The sequence below is a fragment of the Mesorhizobium sp. B2-3-6 genome (assembly GCF_006442305.1).
GTDB lineage: Bacteria > Pseudomonadota > Alphaproteobacteria > Rhizobiales > Rhizobiaceae > Mesorhizobium.
In genome coordinates this window covers 676,697-695,493 of the sequence record NZ_VFVW01000001.1, presented here as the reverse complement: position 1 = coordinate 695,493, position 18,797 = coordinate 676,697, and the positions used below count along the sequence as shown (strand labels likewise).

Below are 18,797 nucleotides of genomic sequence, written 5' to 3'. Positions count from 1 at the left end.
GCCGCCAGGCAACCTCAGAATTCCGCCGTCCCGGCGCTTTGTCATCAAGGGGATATCCATGACGCATCTACGCTCATTCTCGTTGCGGCTGCTGGTCGCCGCGCTGGCGGCCTCGGCCGTTTCGCTGCCCGCCTTCGCCGACAGCTCGGCCAGCGTCGGCGGCGCCAGTTTCGTCAACAAGGGGCTGGTGGGGGTTGGCCGCATCCCGGCCGGCCAGCGCGACAGGTTCGGCGAGACCTTCGGCTCCGGCTCCGGCATGTCGATCGACACCGCGGGCTGGACGCATGATGCCGGCACCTACAGAGGCTCGCTGTGGCTGCTGCCCGACCGCGGTTATAACGTCGTCGGTACCACCGACTACCGGCCGCGCCTCAACACGATCAACATCGAGTTCGCCCCGGTGGCGCCAGGTGCCGCGCCCGCGGCCGGCCAGGAGCAGACCGGCGTCAAGGCGACGCTCGCCGACACCATGCTCCTGACCGACGACAAGGGCGCCGACGCCAGCGGTCTCGACCCGCTGAACGGCGTGCGTCCCGCCGCCGGCGACATGCCTGTCCTGCCGCAGGCCGACAATGGCAAGCTCGCGCTCGACAACGAGGCGATCGTGCGGCTGCCCGACGGCACCATGCTCGTTTCCGACGAATACGGTCCCGACATCTACCGCTTCTCCGCCGACGGCCGTCTGATGTCGGCGACCCAGCCTCCGGCCGCGCTCGTGCCGATGCGCCACGGCACGGCCAATTTTGCTTCCGACAATCCGGGCCCAGGTGCTGCCGAACCCGACCCAAAGGATCCCGAAACCGGCCGCCAGAACAATCAGGGCCTCGAAGGCATGGCAATGACGCCGGACGGCAAGTTCGTGATCGCGGTCTTGCAGTCGGCGACCCGGCAGGACGGCGGCGATTCGGCCTCGACGCGCCAGAACACCAGGGCGCTGATCTATGACGCCTCCGATCTTGCCCATCTCAAGCTGGCACATGAATATGTCGTGCCGCTGCCGGTGTTCAAGGACGCCAAGGGCAAGACCAAGGTGGCTGCGCAAAGCGAGATCGTGGCGCTGTCGGACACGGCTTTCCTGATGCTGGCGCGCGACAGCGGCAATGGCCAGGGCCTGAAGGGCGAAGAGTCGCTGTATCGCAAGATCGACATTGTCGACCTTTCCGGCGCGACCGACATCGCCGGCGGTCCCTTCGATGCCGCCGACAAGCCGGTGGCGCCCAAGGGCGTGCTCGATCCGTCGGTGACGCCGGCAAGGCTGACGCCGTTCATCGACATCAACGACAAGGCCGAGCTTGCCCGCTTCGGCCTGCACAATGGCGCGCCCAACGACAAGGACAACCTCTCGGAAAAGTGGGAAGCGATGTCGCTGGCGAGCGTGCTCGATCCGAAGCTGCCCGACGACTATTTCCTGTTCGTCGCCAACGACAACGATTTCCTCGCCCAGGACGGTTTCCAGGTCGGCGCGCCCTACAAGGCCGAGGACGGCGCCGATGTCGACACCATGTTCCTTGTCTTTCAGGTCACGCTTCCCGGCCTCGCCAGGAAGTAAGCATCTTGCAGGAGGCGCCGCCTGGCGCCTCCTGCCCGACAAGCTTGATCGGATGCACGACGGCGTGCCTTGCCCGCCGTCGCTCCTTTCGCAAGGGTGCATCCCGGTCGGGCCTGCGGTATCCTGCGTGCCGGACTCAAAAGAACCAGCTTTGCCGGATGCCCGCCATGGATGAAAAGATGCCCGCGCGCCGGCGCACCGGTGACCTGACCAGCGGCCCCATTCCGCGCACGCTCCTGCTGTTCGCCCTGCCGGTGCTCGGCTCCAACGTGCTGCAATCGCTCAACGGCTCTGTAAACGCCGTCTGGGTCGGCCGCTTCCTCGGCGAATCCGCGCTCACCGCCACCTCCAATGCCAATCTGGTGCTGTTCCTCATCCTCGGCACCGTGTTCGGCATCGGCATGGCGGCCACCATACTGGTGGCGCAATCGGTCGGCGCCCGCGACCTACCCGAGGCGCGCCGCATCGTCGGCACCAGCGCTACCTTCTTCTTCTTCGTCTCGGTGTTGTTCGCCGTCTGCGGCTGGATCTGGGTAGACGCCATTCTGGGCGCGCTCGGCACACCGCCCGACGCCTTGCCGCTGGCGCGCTCCTATTTGCGCATCATCTTCGTGGCCGTGCCGATGATGAACCTTCTGTCCTTTGTGATGACGGTGCTGCGCGGCGCCGGCGATTCGCGCACGCCGTTCTTTTTCATGGCGCTAGCCGTCGTGCTTGATATCATCTTGAACCCACTGCTCATCCGCGGCATCGGGCCGTTTCCAGAGCTCGGCATCGCCGGCTCGGCAACCTCGACGCTTGTCGGCCAGACGGTGAGCGTCATTGCCATCCTGATCGTGCTCTATGTCCGTAAGCACCCGCTGCGTCTGGCCGGCGCCAATCTGGCGCTGCTGCGGCCGGATCCCGCCTTGCTGCGCGTCGTCGTTTTCAAGGGGGTGCCGATGGGTTTGCAGATGATCGTGATTTCGGCCGCGGCCCTGACGGTGATGGGCATCGTCAATTCCTACGGTTCGCAGGTGGCCGCCGCCTACGGCATCGCCGCGCAGTTATGGACCTACATCCAGATGCCCGCGCTCGCCATCGGCGCGGCCGTGTCCTCGATGGCGGCGCAGAATGTCGGCGCCGGCCGCTGGGACCGCATCAGCCGCATCGCAGCGTCAGGCGTCGGCTTCAACCTGGTGCTGACCGGTGCTCTCGTGGCACTTCTATGGGTCTTCGATCGCTCGATCCTCAGCCTGTTCCTGAGCCGCGACAGCGCGGCGATAGACATCGCCGCTCACATCAACAACGTCGCGTCCTGGTCGTTCATCCTGTTCGGCGTCACCATCGTGCTGTTCGCCACCGTGCGCGCCACGGGCGCCGTGATGCCGCCGCTGGTCATCCTGGTGATCTCGGTGCTGGTCGTGCGCACCGGCTTTGCCTATTTCATGCGGGATGTGATCGGCGAGGAAGCGCTGTGGTGGAGTTTCCCGGCCGGCTCGATCACCTCCCTGCTGCTGGCCGCGGCCTACTACCGTCTCGGCGGCTGGCGCACCCTGCACATGATCGAGAACCGGCCGGCCGCCGGCGAGCCGCCCGACACCGGGCTCGGCGTGCCGCGCCAGCGCGCGCATTTTTCCCCAGAGACGCCGAACGGCTGAAGCTGGCCGCTCTCAAGGCCTGTTTTTCAACCCAAAGCCCAGCGCGACCAGCGCAAACACGATGATCATGCCGGCGAACGCCAGGCTGGCCGCGATGGGGCTGGCATAGGTCGAGATGATGCCAATACCGATGACGGGCAAGGCATTGCCGATAAAGCAGCAGATGAAGAAGCTGGATACCACTTCGGCGCGGCGATCCTCCGGTGCGATCTCGTTCACCACCTGCAGGCTACCACGATAGCCGAGTGCGGCCGTCACGCCGCAGCAGGCGGTGGCGGCGATCATCAGCGCCATCGACGCCAGCATCTGCGCCGCCACCACCATGAGGATGCTGGGAATCATCAACGCCAGCGCGGTCAGCATGGCCTTGCCGCTCTGCATTTGCTTCAGCGCTACGATGCTGAGCGCGGTGACGATCGCCAATTCGAAGAACAGCGCACCGGCGACAGCATGGTTCGTCTCATGCAGTTGCTGCGCCAGGATGCTTGGCGCCACCGCGGCATAGAAGCCGACCAGCGCCATGGCGCCGAAACCGGTCACCGCCGGCGCGACGAAGCGCGCGCGGATTTCATCCGGCACGGCAAAGTGCGGCCGCATGGAAATCTGCCCGAGGCCGCCAGGCTCCGCCACCGTTTCGCGTGTACGCCAGACCAGGATGGAGACGATCACAAGCGCCGCCAGATAAACGATGAAGACCAGGCGCAAGGGCCACGGTTCATACTGCGCCAACAGTCCCGAGACGAGTGCGCCGAAACCGAGGCCCAGGAAATTGGTGCTGGTGGCAATGACGCTGGCGCGCGCCTTGTCAGCGCCGGGGAGAAGCTCGGCGATCCATGCCGTTCCGGTCCCCGCGCCGACACCGATGCCAAGCCCGCTCAGGACGCGCGCCACATCGAGCAGAACGACATTGTTGGCGAACAGAAAGACAAGCGCGCTGGCGACGGCGACGATCATGGCCGCGAGAGCGGCAGGCCGGCGCCCAACGACATCCGACGCGCCGCCCAACATCAGCAGGGCGCCGAGATTGCCGACGACATAGACCGCGTAGACCAGCGTCAGCGTGATCTGTGAAAAGCCGAACTGCTGCTTGTAGATGATGTACAGCGGCGTCAGCACCGTGCTGCCGGCAAACAGAACGGCGATCATTGTGGCAACCACCGGAATTGCGAGAGCCTCGCCGCCTGCTTCGTTGCGCGAATGCGCCAAGTCACGAATGGCCATGGCCAAACCTCTTCATCAGTTTCAGGGATCGCGACCTTAACGCGCCCTTACTCCCGACGTTCCGGCCGGCCGGCGGGCTCCTGACAGCATGACGGACGTTGTCTGGACCGGGAAACCCGTTGGCTGAACAGGCTCGTGTCGGAGCCGATGGTTCCGATCCGTCACGACATCCTGTCGTGTGACCCCGCTGCAATCCGTTATTTGCAGGAGAAACCTGGTGCGATCTTGCACTTCCCGGGACGCGGTTTGTGCGGTGGGCGATGGTGCGGAGGACGGTGCGGCCGATGCTGCCAGTGCGGCGGACCATGCGGCGGGCGCACGATGATCACTGGCGGGCGAACGACATGGGCCCGCGAGAGATAGCCGGAACTGGCCCAGCCGCTGAGGCCGCCGCCATGGATTCTGCACCAACCCGGCTGGCAGCCGGTGACGTTCACCCTGTAGCCGACTGGCAGCGTCCCCACCTTGGCATATCCCGCCCCGGGCCCGGAGCGCACGTTGAGGTTGGTGGTGGTGTGGGCGCTGTAGGCGAACGCGGCGGCCGACGTGCCGAGGATGGCGGCCAGAATGGTCGCGAGGCAGAGCAGAAATCGAAATCTCATCAGTCACTCCATTCGATCGCTCGGCCTTATGTGATTCAGCCGAGGCTGTCTTCGATGGAGGACTGTGGCAAGAAAAGTCAACAATTTGCCACAGCAAACCATTGCCGCGAGCCGGCCTGGCGGGAGAGTTTCCCCTGATATAGTTGAGAAATTCCCCGGATGGCGTTTATCGGCCTGACAACATCAGCTAACGATTTACCATCTTCAACGATCGACACCGGACATAGGGCGCAAATCATGGGCAAAGGCAGGGTCGAGGCATTCACCGACGGCGTCGTGGCCATCATCATCACCATCATGGTGCTTGAACTGAAGGTGCCGCACGGCGAGGATCTCTCGGCCTTGCTGCCGCTATGGCCGATCTTTTTCAGCTACGTGCTGTCCTTCATCAACGTCGGCCTTTACTGGAACAATTTGCACAATATGTTCCACACCGTGCAGCGGGTCGACGGCCGCGTGTTGTGGGCGAACCTCAATCTCCTGTTCTGGCTGTCGCTGATGCCGGTGACGACGGCCTTCATGGGCGAAAACCATTTCGCGCCGGTGCCGGTCGCCGTCTACGGCGCCGATCTTGCGCTGTGCGCCATCGCCTACTTCATTCTCGTCGTGACGCTTCACCGATTGCACGGCAACGATACGGCCTTTGCCAGGGCGATCGGCAACGACCGCAAGGGCAAGATCTCGCTTGTCGCCTATCTCTGCGCCATCCCGCTGACCTTCATCAGCCAGTGGATCGGCGTCGCGATCTATGTACTGGTTGCCCTGGTCTGGCTTGTGCCGGACCGGCGTTTCGCACGCGTGATCGAAAAATAGGGATCTATTCGCGCATCGCTTTCAGCTTCTCGGCCACCGACGCGGCAAGATCGGCGTAGCGCTCTTCCAGCCGTTCCGCCGCCTTGATGACCGCAAAGTCATGGCCGAACTTTTCCAGCGCCATGCGCAGCTTCTCGACGAAATCCGCCTGTTTTTCCAAGGCGGAAAACAGCGTCTTCACCTGTGCTTCGTTGATCTCGGGGTTTGCCAGCATCTGCGGCACTTCGCGGTTCATCTGATCGCCGATGGTGGTCTGCTGCTTCAGGATTTCGATCCAGTCCGTCAATCGGGAAATCTCCTTTTTGCGAGGCACCATGCGCAGTCTCGGCTGGGCCGGTCAACCCGGCCCAGCAGGCTGCTGAAGCGCAGCCAGGCGCGTGGAGGCTTGCGCCAGCCCGCTCCGGCGCTAAGTTCGGCGCCATCGCAAGAAGGAATCCGCCGCCCATGCTGACCGACGCAGAACTCCAGACCGCTTTGCCCGCGCTTGGTTCGGGCAATGCCGCCGTCGTTACCGGTGCTGCCAGCGGCATTGGTCTTGCGGCCGCGAAGCGGCTGGCTCTCATGGGCATGAAGATCGTGCTCGCCGATATCGCCGGCCCGCGTCTTGACGACGCGGCCCGTGTTGTTTCCGCGATCGCCGGCGACGATGCCGTGCTGGCCGTCGCCGCCGACGTTTCGACGGCGCATGACGTGGATCGTCTCGCCGAAAGAGCCTTTGGCGCCTTCGGTAATGTGTCGCTGCTGATGAACAATGCTGGTATCGGCAACAACCCGGGCAAGCCGTGGGAGAACCGCGACGCTTGGAAGCAGCTGCTGGACATCAATTTCTGGGGTGTCGTGCATGGCGTCGAAGCCTTCGTGCCCCGCATGCTGGCGGCCCGCCAGCCGGGCCTGATCGTCAACACCGGCTCCAAGCAAGGCATCACCACGCCGCCTGGAAACCTTGCCTACAACGTCTCCAAGGCCGGCGTGAAGACCTTTACCGAGGGACTGGCGCATGCCCTGCGCAACGAACCGGGTGCCCATCTGTCGGCGCATCTGCTGATCCCGGGCTTCACCTATACCGGCCTGACCGAGGGTGCGACCGAGAAGCCGGCCGACGCCTGGACCGGCGAACAGGTCATTGATTTCATGCTGGAATCCCTGACAAAGCGCGACTTCTACATCCTGTGCCCTGACAACGAGGTGACGCGTCCGCTGGATGAGAAACGCATGGCCTGGGCGATCGGCGACATCATCGAAAACCGCCCTGCTCTGTCGCGCTGGCACCCCGACCACAAGGATGCCTTCGCGGCATTCATGAAGCAATGAGCATGTCCGAAAAATGAGAGCCGGTGTTCGGATCGGGTCGCATTCGAGCAACGACGGAACCCTTGGGGGTTAACCGGTTTCAGCCGGTGCTTCGAGCCACCTGCTTTTTCGGTTTGCTCTTTGACGCCACGGCTTTCTTGGCAGCTACGGCCGCGATTTTCTCGTCATGCCGCTTCGCTGCCCGCTCGCATTTGGCACGGATCTCCTGGACCTCGGCTTCGGTCAGATGCTCGATACCGATGAAGGTGTTCTTGGCTTCGCTGACCCGGATCAACTCGTCCAGTTTGGCCTGGATTGCCGCGCCGTCTCGATTCTGGGTGTTTTGGATGAGAAACACCATCAGGAAGGTGATGATCGTCGTCCCGGTGTTGATCACCAGTTGCCAAGTGTCCGAGAAGGCGAAGAGTGGGCCGCTTACTGCCCAGATGATGACGATCAGGCAGCAGAGTGCGAATGTCGGCGACAGCCCCGCAAGGTGGGCTACCCGGTTGGCGATTTTGGTGAAGAGCTTCTCGATCATGGGGTCCCTCAAACAGCGCCGCGCCGTGCGGTACGCCGGAAGGAACAACCGGCGGCCATATCGGGTTCCCATCGGAAAGAAATACAACCGCCGCAATCGAATGCACGCATCAAGGGAATCGGAAGGACAACACACTTTATCGGTTTGGTGTCACAGTAACGGTGCAGGCAAAACAGGCCTGTTCCTTCCGCTTCACAGCGGTTTACCTCCAGCCCCTTCCGTTGCGCCACCCCCGCATGACGGAAGGGGTTCAGTCCGGAGCGCTCGCACAGTGGTTCCCTGAAGCGCGCCTTTGGCGCAAATGCGCGTGCTCTTCAGCCGCGCCGGCGTCACTCACGCGGCGTGATTTTCCCAGCGGTCCAGGAAGGTCTCGATGGTCATGGCCTGCATGTCGGGAACGGCGCTGGCGAGCTTTTCGACCGGCCAGTCCCACCAGGCGAGAGCCTCGATCCGCGCCGCGACATCGGCTGCGAAGCGCGGCCGAAGCGGCTTGGCCGGCACCCCGGCGACGATCGCATAAGGCGGCACGTCATGCGTGACGACGGCATTGGCGCCGACGACGGCGCCATTGCCGATGGTGAGGCCGGGCATGATCACGGCCCCGTGGCCAATCCACACGTCATGGCCGATGCTCACCGCCTTCGCCTGGCGTCGTTCGCGGAAGACGGCATCGACGCCCAGCCAGCGGAAATATTCGTTGGGCCGGTAGCTGACCTTGTGCTGGGTCAGCCGCTCGATCGGATGATCCAGTGCATTGATGCGGCTGTTGGCGGCAATCGAGCAGAATTTGCCGATGCTCGTGTAGATCGCCTCGGCGTGCCGCTCGAAGTAGGAAAAATCGCCGACGCTCACTTCGCGCAGTACCACCCGCTCGCCGATCGAGGCGTAGCGGCCCAGCTTGCATGCTTTCAGCTCCGCCGTCGGATGGATACGCGGCTCGGGATCTTTCAGCACGAGATTTTCGGAACGGTCCATACGGGCGGCTTTACGTCAGGGCAATAGCTCCCGCAAGCCGGGAGCAATTGTCGGTCGGGTCAATTGCACGGAAAAACGGATCCATCTATTTCGGTTTGCCCTTGGTCCACACCACGTTCTGGCCGTAGAGCGGCACGGTGGTGACCGACATTTTGGCCGAGCCGTTCTGCACCTGGCGCGAATGCGAGAGGTAGATCAGCGTCTCGTTGGCCTTGTCGTAGATGCGGTTCACCACCTGCTTCTTCCAGATCAGGCTGATGCCTTGCTTGAACACCTCCTCGCCGCCTTCGCTCATGTCGATGTCGCCGATGGTGATCGGACCGGTCTGGCGGCACGAAATCGAGGAATCGGAAGGATCCTCGAACCAGTTGCCCTTGTGCAGGCGGTCGATGATGCCGCGGTCGAAATAGGACACGTGGCAGGTGACGCCGTCCACCTTCGGGTCCTTGATCGCTTCGACGATGATGTCGTTGCCGAGCCAGTCGACGCCGACCTTGCCGACTTCATCGGCGACTGCGGCACCGGCGCCAAGGACAAGGCACGCGGCCAGGGCGCCGCCGATCAGATTTCGCCCAATCAGTCGTTGCAAGATAGCCTCCGAGGTTCAAGTTTGCCGGTCTCAGGTGGGGCGAAGGACGTTGCATTGCAAGCCGGCGGCCCCGATCAAAACGCCGGCATAGGTCACGGCCGGTTGCGTCAACGCGGCACCTTTGCGTGTACCCGGTCGAACCGCTAAGACTGTTCGCCGAACCGAGGGCTGCCTGGCCATGACCGGCATGCCGATGAAATTACAAGACGGAATCCTGCGGATGATGCGCTCAATACTGGTCGGCATTCTCGTCCTGATGGCGGCCGGCATAGGCTGGCTGACCTTCGACTGGTATCGCGGCCACTATGGCGGCGAGCCTTTCGGTGCCGCCTTTACGCTGGTCGACCAGAAAGGCGCGCCGATCACCGAAGCCGCCTTCCGGGGCCACCCCAGCGTCGTCTTCTTCGGCTTCACCCATTGCCCAGAGGTCTGCCCGACCACGCTGTTCGAACTGTCCGGCTGGCTGAAGACGCTTGGTGACGACGGCAAGAACCTGCATGCCTACTTCGTCTCGGTCGATCCGGAGCGCGACACCCCCGCGGTCATGAACGCCTATGTCAGCAATTTCTCTGACCGCATCACCGGCATATCGGGCGACCCGGACAAGGTCCACGCCATGGCGAAGTCCTTCGGCATCTACTGGAAGAAAGTCGACACCGGCGACGGCGACTACACGATGGACCATACCGCCTCGGTGCTGCTGCTCAACGGCAAGGGCGATTTCGCCGGCACGATCGCCTATGGCGAAAGCGCCGACACCGCGGTGGAAAAGCTCAAACGCCTCGCGGCCAAGGGCTGATGCGAAATCCATGACCCAGACGCGGCTCCATTTCACCGCCGGCAAGATCGAATCCACCAGAATTTTCGCCGCCCTCGATGCCGCCTTTGAGGACGAAGGCTTGCCGATAGCCGTGCTGGAGGTCGATGAGGACGCGGACATTCATGAAGTCTCTCTCTATGCCGACGGCGATGTGGATGCGGTCGAGGCGCGGGTGAAGGACATTCTGGCAGGGCTAGCCCTGTCCAGGCCGGTCGAGCGCGAGACCTTGCCCGATATCGACTGGGTGGCGCGCTCGCTGGAAGGGCTGAAACCGGTGCGTGCCGGCCGTTTCTTCGTGCATGGCGCGCATGATCGCCGCAAACGCCACAGTGGCGAGCTTGCCATCGAGATCGAAGCGGGGCTGGCCTTCGGCACCGGCCACCACGGCACCACCGCCGGATGCCTGGAAATGCTGGAAAAGGTGACGCGGCGCGAGCGGCCGCGCAACGCGCTCGATCTCGGCACCGGCAGCGCGGTGCTGGCCATCGCTGTGGCCAAGCTCTTCCATATTCCCGTGCTTGCGACCGACATCGATCCGGTGGCGGTAAGCGTTGCCGCCGCCAATGCACGGCTCAACCACGTAAAGGCGCTGGTGGAGACGGTGACCGCGCCCGGATTCCACCATCCGATCTTTGCCAGGCGTGCGCCTTTCGACCTGATCATCGCCAACATATTGGCGCGGCCGCTGATGCGGCTTGCTCCGGAAATGGCGCGACACATCAGCCTCGGCGGCTCGCTGGTGCTGTCAGGCATTCTCGACCGGCAGCGCGACGCGGTGATCTCCGCCTATGTCGGCCAGAGTTTTCGCCATGTCAGAACGCTGCACCGCGAAGGCTGGGTGACGATCCATCTCAAACGGTGACGCAGCCCCGTCTGGCCCTGCTGAAAATCGATTCCGGTTTCCAGCTCCATGCGCTACGGTCGGGCACTATCGAGGGAGACGCCACCATGTTCCAGACCTTTGATTCCGCTGGCAATCCGGCCGTCGGCAGACCGCGCGTGGCGCTGCTGCGCCAATGGCTGGCGGAAAACGGCCTGGATGGATTTGTCGTTCCCCGCGCCGACGAGCATCAGGGCGAATATGTCGCCGACCGCTCGGCGCGGCTGAAATGGCTGACCGGCTTCAGCGGCTCCGCCGGCGTTGCCATCATCCTGCGCGACCGCGCCTTCATCTTCGTCGACGGACGCTACACGCTGCAGGTGCGCGGCGAGGTTGATCTCGGTATCTTCTCGATCGAGAGCCTGGTCGACAATCCGCCTGCAAATTGGCTCAAGGATAACCTCGGCAAGGGCGCGCGGCTCGGCTTCGACCCCTGGCTGCACACGATCGGCGAGGTCAAGGCGCTGCGGGCCTCGGCCGAAAAGACCGGCGCTGTGCTGGTGCCGCTCGAGACGAACCCGATCGACATAATCTGGAAGGATCAGCCGGAACCACCGGTCGCTCCCATCGAACTCCATCCCATCGGTTTTGCCGGCGAGCTCGCCAAGGACAAGCTGGCGCGGCTGGCGGCGGCGATCGGCAAGGAGGGCGCCACCCATGCGGTGCTGACGGATCCCTCCTCGATCGCCTGGGCCTTCAACATCCGTGGCGGCGACGTACCGCACACGCCGCTGGCGCTCGGCTTCGCTGTCCTCGCTGCCGACGGACGGCACCGGCTATTCATGGACAGCCGAAAATTCTCCCGCCAGGTTGCGGCGTATCTCACCCAGCTTGCCGAGCCCCATGAGCCCGGTGAATTCGAGGCCGCGGTCGTGGCGCTGGCCAAGAGCGGCGCGAAAATCGCGCTAGACCCCGTTTTGGCCGCCTACAGGCTGCGCATGCTGGTCGAGGACAATGGCGGCGAGGTGATTGCCGCTCCCGACCCGGCCCGCATCCCGCGCGCCACCAAGAACCAGGCCGAGATCAACGGCTCGCGCGCCGCGCATCGGCGCGATGGCGCGGCGGTGGCGAAGCTTTTGTGCTGGCTCGACCGCCAGAAGCCCGGCTCGCTCGACGAGATCGCGGTCGTCACCCGGCTGGAAGAGACGCGCCGGCAGACCGGCGAGGAAACGCAAATGCCGCTGCGCGACGTCTCCTTCGACACCATTTCGGGCGCCGGCCCGAATGGCGCCATCATGCACTACCGCGTCTCACGCGCCACCAGCCGCAAGCTCCAGGCCGGCGAGCTGTTCCTGCTCGATTCCGGCGCCCAATATCAGGACGGCACCACCGACATCACCCGCACCGTGCCGATCGGCCAGCCGACCGAGGAAATGCGCGAACGCTTCACGCTCGTGCTGAAAGGCATGATCGGCATTTCCACGCTGCGTTTCCCCGCCGGCACGCGCGGCTCGGAAATCGACGCCGTCGCCCGCATGGCGCTGTGGAAGCACGGCTGCGACTTCGCCCACGGCACCGGCCATGGCGTCGGCTCTTATCTGGCGGTGCACGAAGGCCCGCAACGCATCGCCCGCACGGGCACCGAAAAGCTGCTCGAAGGCATGATGCTGTCCAACGAGCCGGGCTATTACAAGGAAGGTTCTTACGGCATCCGCATCGAGAACCTCATCCTGGTGACGCCGGCCGAGCAGATCGACGGCGGCGACATCGCCATGCACGGTTTCGAGACGCTGACCCTGGCGCCGATCGATGTCAGGCTGGTGCGCTCGGATTTGTTGACCCGCGACGAGCTGCATTGGCTCGACACCTACCACGCCCGCGTGCTGGCCGAGATCGGCCCGATGCTCGACGGCGAGACGCTGGCCTGGCTGGAAAAGGCAACGGCGCCGTTACCGCATGGCGCTAAGATTTGAGTGCGTCTAAGGCGGCGCCAGCGTTCGAACGATCGCGCCCGGAACTCTACCCCACAAACTGCCGCGCCAGGATCAGCATCGCCGCACCAGCCAAAAACATCGCCATCAGCCCGCCGCGCAGCGAAACCATGGCGGTGACAACCAATGCCGCCCATTCCGCCGGTCCGGCATTCAACAGTTCCGGCGCCACCAATGTCGTCAGCACCGCCGCCGGCACCGCGTTGAGGCCGGCCTCGACGCGCGGATGGATATTGTCGAAGCGCGAGATGACCAGATGCCCGCCGATCCGCGTAAGATAAGTGGCGATCGCGCCGGCGATGATGATCCAGAACGTCGTGCTCATGGCCGTGCCTTCACGCCTGAGTGGTGGGGCGGCAGGATGACGGCCAGCAGCACGCCGGCGATGGCGCCGATTGAAACGTGCCAGGGTGAACCTACCATCTTGTAGGCGACGATCGAGGCGCAAGCACTGGCGACGACCACCGGCAGCCACAACGGCCGCTTGCGGAAGCCCATCACCAGGCCAAGGAAATAGATCGGCAGCAGGAAATCGATGCCCAGCGCATGCGTGTCGGGGATGAGCTTGCCGAACACCGCGCCGAGCGCGCTTTCGATCACCCAGAATACATAGACCGGCAGGCCGAGCCCGAGATACCAGGCGAAGCCGACCGTCTCGCCGGACTGCGCCCTCGCCTCGGCGACGGCGAACTGCGGATCGGTGAGGATGAAGAAGCCGACCGCTTGGCTGACCACGGGCCAGTGCGCTATGCGCCGGCCGATACCGGCCGAATAGAGCACGTGGCGAAAATTGACGGCGAAGATTGACAGCACGATCAGCCACGGCGCGACATGCTGGCCGAACAGCTCGATGCCGACCATCTGGCTGGCGCCGCCGAAGATCATCGCACTCATCAGGAAGGCTTCGAACACCGAGAAGCCATTGTCGACGGCCAGCGCCCCGAACAGCACCCCGAACGGCGCCGACGCCACAACGACCGGCATGGAAAGCCGCACGCCTTGCCAGAAATCGCTCTTTGCGCCGTTCTCGGAAATTGCATCCGACACCATGGATAACTCCCAGGAGAATGGCCTGATCTAGGTAGCGTGGCCCGCCTTGTCACACGAATTCGGTTGAGCCCAACAATCAGCGGAAATGATTGCCAGGACCAATCCTAGCCCTGCGCCACCTTGCCCTCTATCGCCCTGCCCCAGTCGAGCAGCGGCTTGGCGCGCATGGTGAAATCGACCAGCTCGTCGACCAGCGCCGCCGTGTGGATCCCCGCCGGATCGATGACATGCTGGACGTAGAAATGACGGTTGCGGATGGCCTCGGCCAGATCGGAATCGCCGACATGCTCGAAGCCCCGCGGCGTGCGCTTCATGCGGCCCTCCGTCTCGAATTCCAGACCGTTCTTCTTCAAGGCGCCCACCAGGGCGCGGAACCTGTCCGGCCTTGCCGCGATGGCCTTGCGCATGGCGAGCAACAGTTCCGGGGCGGGCTGCCACCAGGCAATGTCGGCGAAGCAGCGTTCCAGCCCAACGTGGACATAGAACACGCCCTGCTCCATCTTGGTGCCGTCGGGCGACAGGATCGCCGACAGATGCCGGTTGTAAGGCCGCTTGTCCTTGGCGAAGCGCACGTCCCGGTTGATCCGGAACAGTGATTTCTTGCGGTCGCCCTTGAGGCCGAGCCCGGCCTCGCCGAAACGGCGTGTGAGCGTCTCCACCAGATCGCCCAGCGGATCGCGCAATTCCTGTTCGAACAGGTCGCGATTCTCTACGAACCACTCGCGACTCTGGTGGAAATCAAGTGCCTTCAGGAACGGAATAGCCTTTTGGCCGAACCCCTTGAATTCGCCTGACATCATGCCTTGCCGATCCGCTGCAGCCACGCGTCCTCGTCTATGACCTCGATGCCGAGTTCACTGGCAAGCTTGAGTTTCGAGCCGGCGCCGGGCCCCGCCACTACCAGATCGGTCTTGGCCGAAACCGAGCCCGCCACCTTGGCGCCCAGCCGTTCGGCCATCGCCTTGGCTTCGGAACGCGTCATCTTTTCCAGCGAGCCCGTGAACACGACGGTCTTGCCCGCGACCACGCTGTCGGCCGAGACGGTGACGACATACGGCTTCGGCCTGACCTGTTTAAGCAACGCCTCAAGCACGTCGTCATTGCGCTCATTGCCGAAGAAATCGGCCAGCGCGTTGATCACCGTATCGCCGATGCCGTTGATCGACGGGAAGACACTATGCGGATCGTCAGCCGCCGCGGTCTCCTTGCCGACGCGGATCAGTTCCTCGATTGTCGAAAACGTCCGGGCAAGCACGGCCGCCGTCGTTTCGCCGATATGGCGGATCCCAAGCGCAAAGATGAAGCGGTCGAGCTCGGGTTCGCGGCGCGAATCGATCGCCGCAAAGAGCTTGTCCAACCCTTCATAGTTGCGGTCCTCGACGCTGCGCACGTTCTTGCGCGTCTTGCCCGACGCCGCCTCGCGCTGCCTCGCCTGCTCCTCGCGCCGCTCGGCCAGCGCCTTGGTGACGGCGGGACGCCGATCCCTGAGCGTGAAGATGTCGGCGGCCGTCTTGACCAGGCCCGCATTGAAGAACAGGTCGATGTTTTCCGCGCCTAGTCCCTCGATATCCATGGCCCCGCGCGACACGAAGTGGCGCAGCCCTTCCACGGCTTGCGCGGGGCAGATCAGTTCGCCCGTGCAACGCCTGCGGGAATCCTCCTTGCCGGTCTTCTCGTTGATTTCGCGCGTCGCCGGCGAGCCGCAGATCGGGCAAGTATGTGGGAATTCGTAAGGCACGGCATCCGGCGGACGCTTGTCGACGACGACACTGACGATCTGCGGGATGACATCCCCTGCCCGCTGGATCACCACGGTGTCGCCGATGCGCACGTCGATGCCGTCGCGGATCGGCTGGCCGTTGCTGTCGAAACCCTTGATATAGTCTTCGTTGTGCAGCGTGACGTTCTCGACCACGACGCCCCCGACTGTCACGGGCGCAAGCCTCGCTACCGGCGCCAGCGTGCCGGTGCGCCCGACCTGGATATCGATCTTCTGCACGGTCGTCATCGCCTGTTCGGCCGGAAATTTGTGCGCGATGGCCCAGCGCGGTTCGCCGGTGACGAAGCCCCACCGGCGCTGCAACTCCAGTTGGTCGACCTTGTAGACGACGCCGTCGATGTCGTAGCCCAAGGAAGAACGCTGTTCCTCGATGCGGTGATAATGCGCGATCAGCTCGCCGACCGACCTCGCCCGCACCATCAGCGGGCTGACTTTGAAGCCCCATTCCGCGAATTTCTGCACCGAATCGTATTGTGTCGGAGCAGGGTCGGCTGTCGTGTAGCCCCAGGCATAGGCAAAGAATTTGAGGTTCCGGCTGGCGGTGACCGATGGATCCTTCTGGCGCAGCGACCCAGCCGCCGTATTGCGCGGATTGACATAGTCCTGGCCGCCGGCGGCCGCCGAGCGTTGCTTCAGCGCCTCGAATTCCGCATAGGTCATGTAGACCTCGCCGCGTATCTCGATGATTTCGGGCCAGCCCGAGCCTTTCAGCCTGCCGGGAATATCGGCGATGGTCCTCAGATTGGCGGTGATGTCTTCGCCGACAGCGCCATCGCCGCGCGTTGCGCCCTGCACGAACACGCCGTTCTCGTAACGCAGCGAGGCCGACAGGCCGTCGATCTTCGGTTCGGCCGTGAAGGCGATGTCGAGATCCTTGTCGCGGTCGAAGAAGCGCCGGCCGCGTTCGATGAAATCTGCGACGTCCTCGTCGGTATAGGCCTTGGCGAGGCTGAGCATGGGCACGGCATGGCGCACCTTGGCAAAGCCTTCCGCCGGCGCGGCACCGACCCTGCGCGATGGCGAATCCTCGCGCACCAGGGCGGGAAAGCGCTGCTCGATGGCGAAGTTGCGCCGGGTCAGCGCATCATAGGCGGCGTCGGTGATAACAGGCGCGTCCTCGGTATGGTAGCGGCGGTCGTGCTCCGCGATCTCCTGCGCCAGGCGCTTCAGCTCCGCTTCGGCTTCGCTCTCACTGAGTGAATCGACTGGTCTTTCAGACATCGCACGGCTTCCCTGACCAATGCACGCCGCCCAAAATATGGTGCGATTTTGGGGCAACGACATGCACAAAACAATAACCAAGGCGCAGCGCACTTTGGTTGGGCGCCACTATAAATCAGGATTTGGCAGGAGGGAGCCGGCCTGCGAAAAAATCATTCCTGAACAGCAGGATGCAGCCATATCCTGACTCGCCTTCACGGGAAACGAGCTTTCAGGCAGCCGCCGTATTCTCCCGCAGCAATCTCTCGGCGGCCGCGCGCGCTTCGTCGGTGATGGTGGCGCCGGCCAGCATGCGCGCGATCTCTTCCTGGCGCGCCGCCCGGTCCATTTCGGCGATGCCGGTCGCGACCTTGTCGGTGCTGCCGGACTTGGAGATCAGGAAGTGCGTCGCCGCGCGGGCCGCCACCTGCGGCGCATGGGTGACCGAGAGCACCTGCACGCGCCTGGACAATCTTGCCAGCCGCTGGCCGATGGCATCCGCGACGGCGCCGCCCACCCCTGTGTCGATTTCATCGAAGACCAGCGTTGGCGCCGAGCCCCGGTCGGCCAGCGCCACCTTCAGCGCCAGTAGGAAGCGCGAAAGCTCGCCGCCGGAAGCAACCTTCATCATCGGCCCGGGTCGCGTGCCGGGATTGGTGCGCACCCAGAACTCGATCTGGTCGATGCCCTCTTCCATGCGGCTCTCGGCCTCGCTCTTCATCTCGACGATGAAGGCGGCGCGTTCGAGCTTAAGCGCCGGCAGTTCGGCCATCACCGCCTTGGTCAGCCCGACCGCCGCGGCATGGCGAAGCGAGGACAACTGCGCGGCGGCGATATCATAGGCTTCGCGCGCTGCGGCCGCCTGCTTTTCCAGCCCATGAAGGCGCTCCTCGCCGGCATCGAGATCGGCAAGATCGGCAACCATCGTGTCGCGCAATTGCGCCAAATCATCGACGGCAACGCTGTGCTTGCGCGCTGCCGCGCGCAGCGAAAACAATCGCTCTTCCGCCTTTTCCAGCCGCTGTGGATCATATTCGGTGGCGCGCAAAGCCGCCTCGACACCCGACTGCGCCGCGTCGAGCGACAGCATCGCCTCATCCAGCGACTTGACCACTTCGTCGAGCAGCCCGGGGGCCTCGCCGGCCTTGCGCTGCAACCGCCTGAGCAGGCTGGCCAGTTGCGGCAAGGGCGAGGATGGACCCGAAAGCACGTCCTGCGCGTCGTGGATTTCGGAGGCGATCTTCTCGGCCCGCATCATGTGGGCGCGCAAGTCGGCAAGCTCAGTCTCCTCACCCGGCTGCGGATCGAGCTTGGTCAGCTCCGTGACCGCTGCGCGCAGGTAGTCCGCTTCGCGCGCCGCCGCCGCCACCTTGGCACGATGGCGCGAGAGCTCCTGCTCGCAGGCGCGCCAGTGCCGCCAGGCCTCGGCCGTCGACCGGACGGCGCCGAGATGGCCGCCGAAGGCGTCGAGCACGTCGCGATGCGCGCCGGGATCGACAAGGGCGCGTTCGTCATGCTGGCCGTGGATCTCGACCAGCGCGCGGCCGACGTCGCGCATCAGCGTCACGCTGGACGGCTGATCGTTGACGAAGACGCGAGTGCGGCCGTCCGCCGTCTGCAAGCGGCGCAGGATGATGTCGCCGTCGTCCTCGATGGCATTCTCGGCAAGCAGCGCGCGCACCGGATGGTTGCGCGGCACGTCGAACACGGCAATCACCTGGCCCTGTGCCGCGCCGTGGCGCACCAGGGAAGCGTCACCGCGAGCCCCAAGCGCCAACGACAGGGCGTCGAGCAGGATGGATTTTCCGGCGCCGGTCTCGCCCGTCAGCACCGAGAGACCGGGCTGGAAGTCGATATCCAGCTTCTCGATCAGGACGATATCGCGGATCGACAGCCTGGAAAGCATCGTTACGCCT

Annotated in this window: 18 protein-coding genes; 7 read left to right on the top strand and 11 right to left on the bottom strand. The window is 64.1% G+C overall.

Features of this window, described 5'->3' with window-relative positions; genetic code table 11:
- Positions 1 to 58: 58 nt before the first annotated feature.
- A complete protein-coding gene (locus tag FJ953_RS03375; protein ID WP_140516565.1) occupies positions 59 to 1,549 on the top strand; it encodes an esterase-like activity of phytase family protein in 1,491 nt (496 codons plus the stop codon).
- Positions 1,550 to 1,716: 167 nt separating this feature from the next.
- The gene (locus FJ953_RS03370; protein ID WP_140495264.1) at positions 1,717 to 3,189 is read left to right on the top strand and encodes an MATE family efflux transporter; all 1,473 of its coding nucleotides are present in this window, start codon (positions 1,717 to 1,719) and stop codon (positions 3,187 to 3,189) included.
- A gap of 12 nt (positions 3,190 to 3,201) precedes the next feature.
- Here the strand turns inward: FJ953_RS03370 and FJ953_RS03365 are convergent, their stop codons facing one another.
- Complete coding sequence (locus FJ953_RS03365) at positions 3,202 to 4,410, bottom strand: MFS transporter (RefSeq protein ID WP_140623141.1); 1,209 nt, start codon at positions 4,408 to 4,410, stop codon at positions 3,202 to 3,204.
- Between the two features lie 197 nt (positions 4,411 to 4,607).
- Complete coding sequence (locus tag FJ953_RS03360; RefSeq protein ID WP_140521197.1) at positions 4,608 to 5,012, bottom strand: SH3 domain-containing protein; 405 nt, start codon at positions 5,010 to 5,012, stop codon at positions 4,608 to 4,610.
- A 237-nt stretch (positions 5,013 to 5,249) separates the two neighbouring features.
- On the opposite strand from FJ953_RS03360, the gene FJ953_RS03355 reads away from it, so the two are divergent.
- Positions 5,250 to 5,825 (top strand): TMEM175 family protein, encoded by a 576-nt coding sequence (locus FJ953_RS03355; protein ID WP_140495258.1) that lies wholly within the window; start codon positions 5,250 to 5,252, stop codon positions 5,823 to 5,825.
- A gap of 4 nt (positions 5,826 to 5,829) precedes the next feature.
- On the opposite strand, the gene FJ953_RS03350 is transcribed toward FJ953_RS03355, so the two are convergent.
- Entirely contained in the window at positions 5,830 to 6,111 is a 282-nt protein-coding gene (locus FJ953_RS03350) for a hypothetical protein (protein WP_140557550.1), read from the bottom strand.
- Positions 6,112 to 6,269: 158 nt separating this feature from the next.
- Between FJ953_RS03350 and FJ953_RS03345 the strand changes: the two genes are divergently transcribed.
- Positions 6,270 to 7,136: an SDR family NAD(P)-dependent oxidoreductase gene (locus tag FJ953_RS03345; RefSeq protein WP_140623139.1), complete on the top strand. Its 867-nt coding sequence runs from the start codon at positions 6,270 to 6,272 to the stop codon at positions 7,134 to 7,136.
- A 79-nt stretch (positions 7,137 to 7,215) separates the two neighbouring features.
- Here the strand turns inward: FJ953_RS03345 and FJ953_RS03340 are convergent, their stop codons facing one another.
- The 3 genes from FJ953_RS03340 to FJ953_RS03330 form a co-directional block, all read right to left on the bottom strand.
- Positions 7,216 to 7,656 carry a low affinity iron permease family protein gene (locus tag FJ953_RS03340; protein ID WP_181165307.1) on the bottom strand — a complete coding sequence of 147 codons (441 nt, stop codon included), beginning with the start codon at positions 7,654 to 7,656 and terminating at the stop codon, positions 7,216 to 7,218.
- Between the two features lie 333 nt (positions 7,657 to 7,989).
- On the bottom strand, positions 7,990 to 8,631 hold the full coding sequence (locus FJ953_RS03335; RefSeq protein WP_140557546.1) for a DapH/DapD/GlmU-related protein: 642 nt from the start codon (positions 8,629 to 8,631) through the stop codon (positions 7,990 to 7,992).
- Between the two features lie 85 nt (positions 8,632 to 8,716).
- Positions 8,717 to 9,220, bottom strand: a complete 504-nt coding sequence (locus tag FJ953_RS03330) for a CreA family protein (protein WP_140630936.1) — start codon at positions 9,218 to 9,220, stop codon at positions 8,717 to 8,719.
- Between the two features lie 220 nt (positions 9,221 to 9,440).
- Between FJ953_RS03330 and FJ953_RS03325 the strand changes: the two genes are divergently transcribed.
- The 3 genes from FJ953_RS03325 to FJ953_RS03315 all read left to right on the top strand — a co-directional run bounded on the left by FJ953_RS03325 (position 9,441) and on the right by FJ953_RS03315 (position 12,833).
- Positions 9,441 to 10,019 carry an SCO family protein gene (locus tag FJ953_RS03325; RefSeq protein WP_140495247.1) on the top strand — a complete coding sequence of 193 codons (579 nt, stop codon included), beginning with the start codon at positions 9,441 to 9,443 and terminating at the stop codon, positions 10,017 to 10,019.
- A 10-nt stretch (positions 10,020 to 10,029) separates the two neighbouring features.
- Positions 10,030 to 10,902 (top strand): 50S ribosomal protein L11 methyltransferase, encoded by an 873-nt coding sequence (locus FJ953_RS03320; RefSeq protein ID WP_140557545.1) that lies wholly within the window; start codon positions 10,030 to 10,032, stop codon positions 10,900 to 10,902.
- An 86-nt stretch (positions 10,903 to 10,988) separates the two neighbouring features.
- Positions 10,989 to 12,833, top strand: a complete 1,845-nt coding sequence (locus tag FJ953_RS03315) for an aminopeptidase P family protein (RefSeq protein WP_140623137.1) — start codon at positions 10,989 to 10,991, stop codon at positions 12,831 to 12,833.
- A 46-nt stretch (positions 12,834 to 12,879) separates the two neighbouring features.
- Here FJ953_RS03315 and FJ953_RS03310 read toward each other — a convergent pair whose 3' ends face one another.
- From FJ953_RS03310 to recN, 5 genes are all read right to left on the bottom strand, one after another.
- Positions 12,880 to 13,176, bottom strand: a complete 297-nt coding sequence (locus tag FJ953_RS03310; protein WP_140521204.1) for an AzlD family protein — start codon at positions 13,174 to 13,176, stop codon at positions 12,880 to 12,882.
- Entirely contained in the window at positions 13,173 to 13,901 is a 729-nt protein-coding gene (locus FJ953_RS03305; protein ID WP_140623135.1) for an AzlC family ABC transporter permease, read from the bottom strand. Before FJ953_RS03305 ends, FJ953_RS03310 begins: the two co-directional genes overlap by 4 nt.
- A 104-nt stretch (positions 13,902 to 14,005) precedes the next feature.
- Positions 14,006 to 14,698 (bottom strand): TIGR02453 family protein, encoded by a 693-nt coding sequence (locus FJ953_RS03300; protein WP_140521269.1) that lies wholly within the window; start codon positions 14,696 to 14,698, stop codon positions 14,006 to 14,008.
- Entirely contained in the window at positions 14,698 to 16,902 is a 2,205-nt protein-coding gene (ligA, locus tag FJ953_RS03295) for an NAD-dependent DNA ligase LigA (RefSeq protein ID WP_140521206.1), read from the bottom strand. The genes FJ953_RS03300 and ligA overlap by 1 nt, the downstream gene beginning before the upstream one ends.
- Positions 16,903 to 17,113: 211 nt before the next feature.
- Positions 17,114 to 18,787, bottom strand: coding sequence for a DNA repair protein RecN (recN, locus tag FJ953_RS03290; RefSeq protein WP_140623133.1), 1,674 nt, complete (start codon positions 18,785 to 18,787; stop codon positions 17,114 to 17,116).
- Positions 18,788 to 18,797 lie beyond the last annotated feature (10 nt).